The sequence below is a fragment of the Fischerella sp. genome (genome assembly GCF_013388695.1).
GTDB lineage: Bacteria > Cyanobacteriota > Cyanobacteriia > Cyanobacteriales > Nostocaceae > PCC9605.
Map to the genome: position 1 here is coordinate 1 of NZ_JACAEU010000032.1, position 10,517 is coordinate 10,517.

At 41.5% G+C, this 10,517-nt stretch carries 5 protein-coding genes and 1 pseudogene; 3 read left to right on the plus strand and 3 right to left on the minus strand.

The features are described 5' to 3' along the window. Positions 1 to 399: 399 nt before the first annotated feature. Together HXY43_RS05685 and HXY43_RS05690 are read right to left on the minus strand one after the other, a co-directional pair. A complete protein-coding gene (locus HXY43_RS05685; protein ID WP_290881017.1) occupies positions 400 to 5,196 on the minus strand; it encodes a PAS domain S-box protein in 4,797 nt (1,598 codons plus the stop codon). A 43-nt stretch (positions 5,197 to 5,239) separates the two neighbouring features. Further along, positions 5,240 to 5,440 carry a hypothetical protein gene (locus HXY43_RS05690; RefSeq protein WP_026733889.1) on the minus strand — a complete coding sequence of 67 codons (201 nt, stop codon included), beginning with the start codon at positions 5,438 to 5,440 and terminating at the stop codon, positions 5,240 to 5,242. A gap of 489 nt (positions 5,441 to 5,929) precedes the next feature. Between HXY43_RS05690 and HXY43_RS05695 the strand changes: the two genes are divergently transcribed. Both HXY43_RS05695 and HXY43_RS05700 read left to right on the plus strand, forming a co-directional pair. Next, entirely contained in the window at positions 5,930 to 6,490 is a 561-nt protein-coding gene (locus HXY43_RS05695) for an SRPBCC family protein (protein ID WP_290881020.1), read from the plus strand. Between the two features lie 5 nt (positions 6,491 to 6,495). Next, positions 6,496 to 7,071, plus strand: a complete 576-nt coding sequence (locus tag HXY43_RS05700; protein ID WP_290881023.1) for a DUF924 family protein — start codon at positions 6,496 to 6,498, stop codon at positions 7,069 to 7,071. Between the two features lie 82 nt (positions 7,072 to 7,153). On the opposite strand, the gene HXY43_RS05705 is transcribed toward HXY43_RS05700, so the two are convergent. Further along, positions 7,154 to 8,917, minus strand: coding sequence for a protein kinase (locus tag HXY43_RS05705; RefSeq protein ID WP_290881025.1), 1,764 nt, complete (start codon positions 8,915 to 8,917; stop codon positions 7,154 to 7,156). A gap of 1,140 nt (positions 8,918 to 10,057) precedes the next feature. Between HXY43_RS05705 and HXY43_RS05710 the strand changes: the two are divergent. Then, positions 10,058 to 10,396 (plus strand): annotated as a pseudogene (locus HXY43_RS05710) (IS5 family transposase); the annotation flags it as partial. Positions 10,397 to 10,517: the final 121 nt, after the last annotated feature.

The window sequence follows — 10,517 nt, forward strand, 5'->3', positions numbered from 1 at the left end:
GGAGGGGGCCGTCACCACGGGTGGGGTTATCTGCCCTTAAACATTTTTTGAATCGGTATAAGATAATTTGACTAACGATAAAATTTGTAAAGACGTTGCATTGCAACGTCTCTACACACCAATACGGTTCAGTTAGCACAATTTAATCTTTGGAGATCCCCCATTATCCCCCTTAAAAAGGGGGACTTCAATACTGTTGTTCCCCCCTTTTCAAGGGGGGCTAGGGGGGATCTAAATCTTAACTGAACTGTATTGAGCTATAGCCAGGTAGGTTAGGACATCATCCGATCGTAAAACCTTGACACCAAAGGACTTTCAAGCTTGTTAAGAATTCCCTGCTATAAAAGTAGTCCCAGTCAGTTCAAACCCACATTCCGCCCTTGTTTGCGAATAGTTCAATTAAAGGGAATTGGTATTAGCAGTGTTGGTCAATTCCATAATTTTTTCAAATTGAAAGTTCTTCGCTAAATCGGCGAGAAATTCTACTAACAGAGATTGTTTGGGAGGAATTTGCTCAAGTAATTCTAAAATCATGTCATCACTGCATTGAGCAGCTGCATGGTACACTTGTGTCAACCATTCAGACGGCATTTCAGACAATAAAGCAAGTAAATCAGTTGAATTTAATATTTGTGTTGTGTTTGTTTGCTTTTCTTTTAACATCTGATTATTTTCTTCTTTGTAAAGATATCTTACTCCCAGATATTGGCTGACTATTTCTAGTAATAGTTCTTCACGGAAAGGTTTGTTAATAAAATCATCACAACCTGCTGCCATCATTGCCTGTCGTTGTTCTTCAAAGGCGTTAGCGGTGAGGGCGATGATGATGGTTTGGGAATTGGGAATTGTTTCTTTCCCATTGCCCATTGCCCTTGCTTTAATCTCCCTGGTGGCTTCATAACCATCCATTAAGGGCATTCGCATATCCATGAAGATGAGGTGTGGCTGCCAAGACTCCCAAACAGAGATAGCTTCAGCACCATTTGCTGCTTCTCTAACAGAAAAGCCAATAGAAGTAAGTAATTTTACCAGTGGCCAGCGGCTGTCATTGGCGTCATCAACTACTAAAATGCGGTATTCGCCTTCATCAGGTGCTAAACCAATTACTTGGCGGTGTGGGGTAGTGGTGGTCTGTATTTCACTTGGAGAAGCTAGACTGATTGGAATATAAAAGGTAAATGTACTGCCTACACCGATAGTACTGCTAACGCTGATTTCACCTCCCATCAGTCGCACGTACTTGCGGCTAATGGCCAAACCTAGTCCGGTTCCCTGCTGGGATTTTCTGCCTGTTTCAGTTTGCCCAAAAGCTTGAAATAACTGTGTAAATTCTTCTGGAGAAATACCAGAGCCAGTGTCAGTTACCTCGAAGTTAATAGTCATTTGTCCTTGGTTATTTGTCCTGAGTTTTTGGTCATTCACAAATGACAAATGACTAATGACAGATGACACGCGTAGCGTCACGCTACCAGTCTCAGTAAATTTAATTGCATTTCCCAAAAGGTTGAGTAAAACTTGCCGCAGTTTGCTAGCGTCGGTTTTTACATATCTGGGAAGATCTGGTGCATATTCAAACATCAGTTCTAAGCCTTTGGCAACAGCACGGATGTTCAGCATTTCTTGGAGGTTATCCAACAGGTGAATTAAATCAAAGCTGGATAAATTCAATGTGGTTCTACCAGCTTCGATTTTGGACATTTCTAGAATGTCGTTGATTAAGTTGAGCAGGTGTTCGCCAGCACGATTGATAATTCTCAGGTTTTGCTGATGTTCAATGGAGAGAGTACTGTCACGACTCATGACTTGAGTGAAGCCAAGAATGGCATTAAGTGGGGTACGCAATTCATGACTCATGTTGGCAAGAAATTCGCTTTTGGCATGGTTGGCGGCATCAGCGGCGATGACTGCTTGTTGCAGTGCCTGTGATTGTCTTTGAGTCTGTGCCAGTAATTCAGCTTGCTGTAAAGCGACTCCCAACTGATTGCCTATTTGCATGGCAATGTTAATTTCTCCTTTTTTCCATTGACGGGGAGTAGAATTTTGATAACTTGCCAGTAGTCCCCAAAGTTGATTGCCACAAAAGATGGGAACAGTAATATAAGCTCTGACTTGAAAGTGCTCTAAGAGGTTGATGTAACAAGGATCAAACCCAGCTGTGTAAATATCTGGTACGCACAGGAAACTTGCACCTTGGGTGTAAACACCACCTTGGGTTTCTTGCAGATAAGTATCGAGTATTTGATTATCTGTACCATTCAATGTTTGTACAATGCAGCGTTCGTTTTGAATAGCGCTTTCTGAAGAATTGGGGTCGCGATCGTGTTGCTCGATCAGCGAAATCCAGCCACTCCCCACCGACTCAGCTACAAACTCGCCACTCCAGTCAGGATTGAAACGATACACAATTACGCGATCGCAGTTTAGTACTTGCCGTAATTCTTCGGTGGTAGCGGTAAAAATTGTTTCTATATCCAATGTTTGGCGCATTCTTTGAATGACCTGGGCTATGGCTTTTTCCCTTTCTGCACTCTCCCGCGAGGCATCTTCAGCAAGTTTGCGTTCGGTGATGTCTTTGTGCGTACCTGTCATCCGCAGCGGCTCTTTGGATTCATTGCGCTCAAATACCTGAGCGCGAGACTGTATCCATTTCCATTCACCAGATTTAGAACGCATGCGAAATTCTACTTCATAGGCAGGACTTTCACCGCGAAGATAGGCCTCTAATGCTAACTTGATTACTTCTGCATCTTCCGGATGTACCAACTGCCGAAAAGCTTGAGAATCATCTCCTATTTCGTGTTCTTCATATCCCAGCATTCTCTTCCAGCGCCAATCGCGGTAAACTTTGCCAGTTTTGATCTTCCAATCCCACAATCCTAAATCACTACCCTCTAATGCCAGTTGCAAACGTTCTTCGCTTTGGCGATGGGCAGCTTCTACTTGTTTGCGTTGAATGAGGGCACCTAATTGAGCCGCAACAGTACTCACCAAATATAGCAAGCGCCGATCTACTGCACTGGGGCTGCGTTTAAAGAATGCCAACACTGCCACTACTTCACTGCCAGCCAAAATGGGAACAGCAAAACCAGCTTTTAATCCGACTTGTGCTGCTTGTTGCGTGAGTGCAGCGGTTTGCGTAAATTCAGATTCTGCAACTTCAGAAACATCTTCTATCCATTCTGGTTGTTTATTGCGCCAAACTCGCCCTAGCAGTCCCACACCTTTTTCCAATCTGACCAATTGGCTAAATCGGCAAAGTTCTTCTAAAGAACAATCTTGTCCGTACCAACCAAGGCTATACTCCAAAGCACTGCCATTTTCACTGGGTATCCACGCTTCACCGAAATCCCAGCTGATAGTGGTGCAAATTAAGCGCAAAACAAGAGCTAGGGCATTGTCTACGTCTACAGCGTGACTGATGGCTTGGGTTGTCAGCAGTAGCAGGCGGCTTTCATTTTCTGCCTGCTTGCGTTCTGTTATGTCACGAGCAGTTCCGAGTAAATACTGTTGTCCGTCAATCTCGATCAATTCTGCACTGAATAGTGTAGTTCTGATTTCCCGACTCGCACTACGAAAATCAACCTCATGGTTGCGAATTGCTTTTGTTTGGTGCAAAATCTGAACCAATGTAGCGCATTCTTCTGGGTTCACCCAAATATCCAATTCTTTGTAGGTGCGGTCAATTACCTGAGAACGAGAATAACCAAAAAATTTACAGAAGCTGTCGTTAACTTCGATGTAGCGTACTTCTGGAAAAGTAGTGAGGGCGATCGGATCGGGAGATGAGCGAAAAGCTGAGGCTAATTTGGCTTCGGATTGTCGCAGTGCTGCTTCTGTTCGTCGTCGTTCCTGTGCTTCTAGCACCAAAGAAACTAAATTGCTGAGGGAACGAGCAAAATTTTGGTCTTCTGGTGTCCAATTACGAGGAGCACCTACGTGTTCCAAGCATAAAACACCTACCGTTACACCTGCAAGCTTCACAGGTGTATCGAGCATCGCAGCAATTTCCAATGGAGTTAAATAAGACTGGGAAAATTCTCTCGTTCTTGGATCGGTGTAAGCATCTGTGGCTGCAATTGGTTGGTCTTGCTGCAAAGCTTGAAAATAAGCTGGGTAATCTGCCACTAACAGAGAAAATCCATCACTGTGCTGATTATGAGTCTTGTCAAATAGGTCGAAGCAGTGAATATGTGTGCGTGTTTCGTCGTATAGCCAGACGCTGGCTCGGGCTACCTCAATGTTCTTGGCTCCTGCTTCCGTGATTTTACTTAAAGCGGCTTTCAAATCGCCTTGATAAAGCACCTGATTTTTTGCCAGTTCCGTCAATACGAGGTTATGCTTGCTGAGCTTGTCGGCGCTTTCTTTTATTGCTTGTTCTGCCCGTTTTCGCGCTGTAATATTTGTAGCTGTACCTGTAACTCCAACAATTGTCCCTTCTTCATCCTGGACGGCGATCGCATTAAACATTAGGTAAAGCTGGCTACCATCTTTATGAATGCAGGTAGTTTCATACTGAAAGACAGATTCGCCATCAAGAATACCTCGGAAGGCTTCCAGGTCTTTAGCAACATTTGCAGGCGATATAAAATCAGTCAAGGGACGCCCGAGCATTTCTTCGGGTTCGTGACCGTAAATCTGTTTGACGGCGGCGTTGACAAAGGTAATCAGCCCTTGCAAATCCACCGACCAAATCATGTCTTGGGATGTCTCAACCAAGCGGCGATATTTACTTTCGCTACGCTGACGTTCTTGCATCTCCCAAAGCAGTTGCTTGTTTTGCTCTTTGAGCTGCTTTTGTAGTTTTTGGATGGTAAGCTGATTTTCTACACGCGCTATAACTTCTTCTGCTTGAAATGGTTTGGTGATGTAGTCTACACCACCGATTTTGAAAGCTTTCACTTTATCAAAAACATCATGAGAAGCACTCAGAAAAATGATTGGGATATGGAAAGTAACTTCATCAGCTTTCAGTTGTTGACAAACTTCATAGCCATCTACTTCTGGCATTTTGATATCAAGCAAAATTAGATCTGGTAAAGCCAATTTTGCAGCTGCCAAAACCATTGAGCCTTGAGTCAAACTCCAGACTGTATATCCATAGTGAGACAGTGTAGCAGCTATAGCTTTTAGATGTTCCAGAGAGTCATCAACTATTAAGATGTTGCCTTTGCTTACCTGCTGTGAATTACTATCCATTATGTCGATGAAACTAGCAATATCGTTTTCACATTTACATGGCTTAGAAACGCCACCAAGTTCTTTGCAGGTGACTGAGAATACCAATTGCGATCGCTGCTAAGAATAACAGCAAAATCACTCCTCCGGGAATAAAAGTGAGTATACCAAAGCCTCTCAATACCCAAACAGCGATCGTAATACCGAGAAAGATGCCGAAAACCTGGGTTAATCTGCGATTTAATTTTGATGAAGATGGACTCACGTAATTTACCTCTTGATTTTAGGGATGAGAGACTGGGGACTGGTGACTAGGGAAAGGGGACAAGGGAGACAATGAGGGATGGGAGGATGGGGCGAACCGCTTCGCGGAATTCACGCATTCAAAATTTTTGACTTTTGAATGCGTGAATGCGTGACTTTTCATCTCCCCACCTCTGGTTCTCCCCTCCCACTCTCCCCGATCCCCAATCACCAGTACCCAATCTCTGTGTCATTCTACCTATGAAAAATAAAGTTTTTCATAAAACTTGTGACAGATTTTGCATATAATTAAGTATTATTACATATTACTTCGTAATGAAAATTACTTAATTTTAGTTAAATTTTGGGCATAATAATCAGTAAAGGACTATTCCGGAAATCTTGTATATTGGACTGGAACTAAAATTGTTGACATATGACTCAATCGGTTTAGATAGTTAATAACTTAGGCCGATGAAAGTGGATGTGTTGAGGAGTAACTGAAAACATTATGTCTGCATCTTATATTTCAGACTTATTTACCGCAGGTTCGCAAATGGCTTGGACTCAAGACAAGCAACAGAGAATAATACAGGGTGAAGTTTTAACAGAAACGCGATCGCATACAGCTTGGGGTGGTGCTGTCACTGCTTGGATGTATTTGCCAATGGTGCGATCGCAAGTCTTTTCGCAACTCACAGATTACCCTCGGTGGGTGCAATATTTTCCCGATGTTAGCAAAAGCGAAGTATTGTACAGACGAGGCGAAATCAAGCGTTTGTATCAAGTGGCACAAAAAGCTTTCTTATTTTTTAGTGCCCATGTAGAAATTTATCTAAATGTAGTAGAAGAATTGGGACAGAAAATCCAGTTTCGCTTGGAAAAAGGTACTTTTAACGATTTTAGTGCGGATTTATACCTACAAGACTGTGATAATGGCACTTTGCTAAGTTATACCGTACAAGCTACCCCTAGCATTCCCATACCGTCACTTTTTATTCAACAAGCCATGAATTTTGAATTGCCTGCAAATATGCGTAAAATGCGACAAGTTATTTGTACTAGTCAGTAAAAACAATGTCACAGGCACAAGAAATATTAGACTTTTGGTTTGGCAAACCCGATCAAGCCGATTACGGCAAACCAAGGGATTTTTGGTTTACCAAGAAACCAGAGTTTGATGAACAAGTGCGAACCAGGTTTTTAAAAGATTACCAAAAGGCAGCAGAGGGTTACTTAGAGGACTGGATAGAATTTCCCGATACCTGTTTGGCACTTATTTTACTGCTGGATCAGTTCCCCCGAAATATGTTTCGCGGTACTCCAGAAGCCTTCGCAACTGACTGGGAAGCACTCTCAACAGCTCATCACGCTATTGCAAAAGGCTACGATCGGAAATTGCTGGCCGTACAACGCTGGTTTATTTATTTGCCCTTTGAACACAGTGAAAACCTGGAAGATCAGCGTCGGGCAGTAAAGTTATTTCAGCAACTCAGTGATGACCCTGATAGTGCCAGCTGCATTGACTATGCCATTCGTCACATGGAAGTGATTGAACGCTTTGGGCGTTTTCCCCATCGGAATGCGATTTTAGGAAGAACCTCAACTTCAGAGGAGAAGGAGTTTTTGAAGCAGTCTGGGTCACGGTTTTAGGTTAATCTTACCCAAAGACGCATTTATTAATCAAACAGTGCGTTTTTGGGGATTTTATAAACGATTAAAGAGGCGATCGCAATTAATAAGACAGTAAACTTGAGGAGCCACGATAAGTACGTGCTGTTTTTTCACAAGGCTGGATCTCATCTCCAAACACCCAACCTTGTGTACCATCAGAAAGTTTGACTTGTACAAAATCTCCTCGCGCTTGAATAAATAAAACCTTCTCGCCGAGATTCAACTGTTTCATTGCGCCAACTTCTGTTTGTGGTTCAGGGCGTAAATTTGCCAATAATTTCCCGCCAGAGGGAGAAACAAGACGACACAGTTGCGGTTGTTGTAATACAAGATTTTGTTGTGAATTACCTTTACCTAACTTACCAGTATTCAAAACAATTACACCGGCGATCGCGCTTATTAAAACTGCCGTACCTACTCTTGGTGTTGGTGGTTTAATTTGCTTGGGTGAAGGCGAAACACTGGTAGGATTCTGTGGTAGTACAGGCTTAGCAACTTCTTCTGACTTTTGAATTTGCGATATCCGTATCGTCTTAAGCACAGGTTGTGGCGATGCTAGTGTAATTGCAAAACGTCTAGCGTACTCTATTGGAGTGTAGCCATTAGGATACTGCTTGCACGTAATCTCTTTAACCTTAAAATCCTGTTTACCTAAGCGCAGACTGCTGCCAACAGCAAGAGGTATTTCACCAGCCAAAAGTAATTGTCCATCGACTATAGGAGGATTTTGCTGGCGAAGATTCCGCAAATAAAACCTCTGCTTTTGAGAATGAAAAAAGATTTCTGCGTGCAGCCCAGATATTGTCGGATCTAGTAAAACAATATCGCACTCTTGAGGGTCACGACCGATGCGAATTTTCCCTGGGTTTTTGCTCTCTTGATTCTCCAGAATTGTACGATATTTTACTTGCCCATCTTCTACCCATTCTAGAGTTAGTTGATGTAAGTTCGTAGTAGTAATTTCTGGTTTGACCTCAGTTTTGACAGTCTTACTAACATGAGAATTCGCCAATTCTCGAAGCGCTTGCAATGCTTCAGTTGCTGTTTGGTAACGGTCTTTGAAATGGTAGCGCGTCATCTTGGTGAGGACATCAGCTAACTCTGGACTTACAGAAGTGAGATCTTGCCAAAGTATTTCGCCTGTATCCGGCTCATCTTGTAGTGTGTGCGGATACACCCCTGTTAGTGCCTGAATACCCATCATCCCTAAAGCATAAATATCACTACTAGGACGTGGTAAACGTCTAATCTGTTCAGAGGGCATGTAACCGCGAGTACCAACAATAATTGTGATATTTTGCCGTCCTGGGCCAATAGCTGTTTGGCTTCGTAGCTGTTTGATGGCCCCAAAATCAATCAAAACTAATTGATTGTCACAAGCACGTCTAATTAGATTGTCAGGTTTGATATCACGATGGATTACTCCTTGGCTGTGGACAAATTCCAAAATGCTCAATACTTCCATGAGCATCTCAATCGTCTGGCTTTCAGTCCATCTTTGCCCCAAAATTAGTTCTCTACTAAGGGGATGCCCCTCAATAAATTCTTGTACTAAGTAAAACTGTTGATTTTCTTCAAAGTAAGCTAACAGTCTTGGTATTTGGTCGTGATTACCCAACTGTTGCAGAGTTTCTGCTTCCTTTTGAAATAGCCTTCTGGCAGTTTCTAAAGATTCTGGATCTGCACTGTTAGTTTTGAGATGTTTGAGGACACATTTAGGTTTTTTAGGGAGATGTATGTCCTCAACAATATAAGTTTGACCAAAACCCCCCTCACCCAATACTTCAAGGACTTTATAGTGTCCTGCAAGTAACTGACCAATCATATTGTGACGGTAATTGTTAAGAAATTACTGCAATGCTACTTTTCCATTCAGTTATCTAGCTTGTTTTGCACCTCCATAATTTGTTCAAACATATCTCAAAATATCAAAAATGTGGTAAGTTAAAGGGCAATTGTATTGTCTTCCTGGTTCTACTCTAATTTGAGTACTTTGTGGCATTCTCGGTAGACATAAATAAAAAACCTTGGTAAATCAATGAATAACAAATTATATATATTTCTGTTGCCAGTTTGGCAAAATAATGAAAGATTCTATTTTGAGATTTTGTTTATATTTAATATTTGTGCTTTCAATATATACAAACAAAAATTGAAATATACAGTCATTAACGCTACTGAATAAAATATTAAAATTACTTTTTTAAGATATATCTTAAAAAAGCAATCAACATTTAATTGTTAATATTTAAACATTAACTTTGACAGTTCGTATGTGTCGTCTAAACAAATTATAAAGGTTTACTGGCAAAATTTAGTAAGATTTCTTTTAAATGTCAGTAAAATTAGCGATTCCAAATCCATCTTTAAATTTTTCTTACCCTGACTTGAGTCTGGCTTGTTTCTGAAGCCTTCTTTAAGATTTGTTGTACCGAACTAAAAAACGGCAAAATACAGTGCAGGCAAATCTTTCGGAGAAATATCAAGCTAGGGATTTTTGTTCAAGTAAGTATACGCAACTAGGTCAGTCATCAAATTAACTAATATTGAACACACTAAGGTGGCAGCAGTGTTCAATTTGACTAAGCAACATTAATTTCACACTCACTCCTAGCTGAATAAGCGTTTGAGTCAATTGTGATGGCTAATTTAATTTCTGTAATACAAATTCTCAAAAATCTCGCTACACATGATTCATTCTCTGCGTGGCCGTGTCCCTGCGTTTCCATGTCATCATCTATAGCAGAGTTCAAGCGAAGCGGTAAAGTCTTCTTCAAAGCTGTCTACGTGCTATGACCTTGATTCAATCACCAATATAACCACCTTGTCACCCCATCATATCCCAACCATTATGGAACTTAAAGACATATTAGAGGCTATTTATAAAGTAAATCTAAAGGCGACCAGGTGGGAATTACCACAAGGATTAAAATACCTCATGTACAGTATATTTACATAGTTACTCATGGCACGAAAGTCTTATCCCACAGACTTGAATGATATGGAGTGGGAAATCCTGGCACCCTTAATTCCACCACCCAAAGAAGGAGGGCATCCGCGCACAACTGATATGCGCTCAGTATGCAATGCAATCTATTATCACTTAAAAACTGGATGTCAATGGAATATGCTTCCAGTAGACTTTCCTCCCAGTTCAACAGTTTACAGCTACTACAGGAAATGGCAGCGCAAAGGGGTTTGGGAAAAATTAAACCATACACTACGTGGCCAGGTTCGCTTGAAATTAGGTAAATCAACACAACCAACTGCGATCGCAGCAGACAGCCACTCGCTTCGCTCCAATTCAAAATTCAAAATTCAAAATTCAAAATTGAAATCCCCACAATTAAAATTGGGGGCTTGAATAATGATGCTTCGCAGTTTCTTTTTTTACATAATTAAAATTAGGGGCTTGTACCCGAAAA

Coding starts and splice junctions, on each gene's coding strand:
- HXY43_RS05685 (WP_290881017.1), bottom strand. CDS start 5,196: ATGGATAGTAATTCACAGCAGGTAAGCAAAGGCAACATCTTAATAGTT.
- HXY43_RS05695 (WP_290881020.1), top strand. CDS start 5,930: ATGTCTGCATCTTATATTTCAGACTTATTTACCGCAGGTTCGCAAATG.
- HXY43_RS05700 (WP_290881023.1), top strand. CDS start 6,496: ATGTCACAGGCACAAGAAATATTAGACTTTTGGTTTGGCAAACCCGAT.
- HXY43_RS05705 (WP_290881025.1), bottom strand. CDS start 8,917: ATGATTGGTCAGTTACTTGCAGGACACTATAAAGTCCTTGAAGTATTG.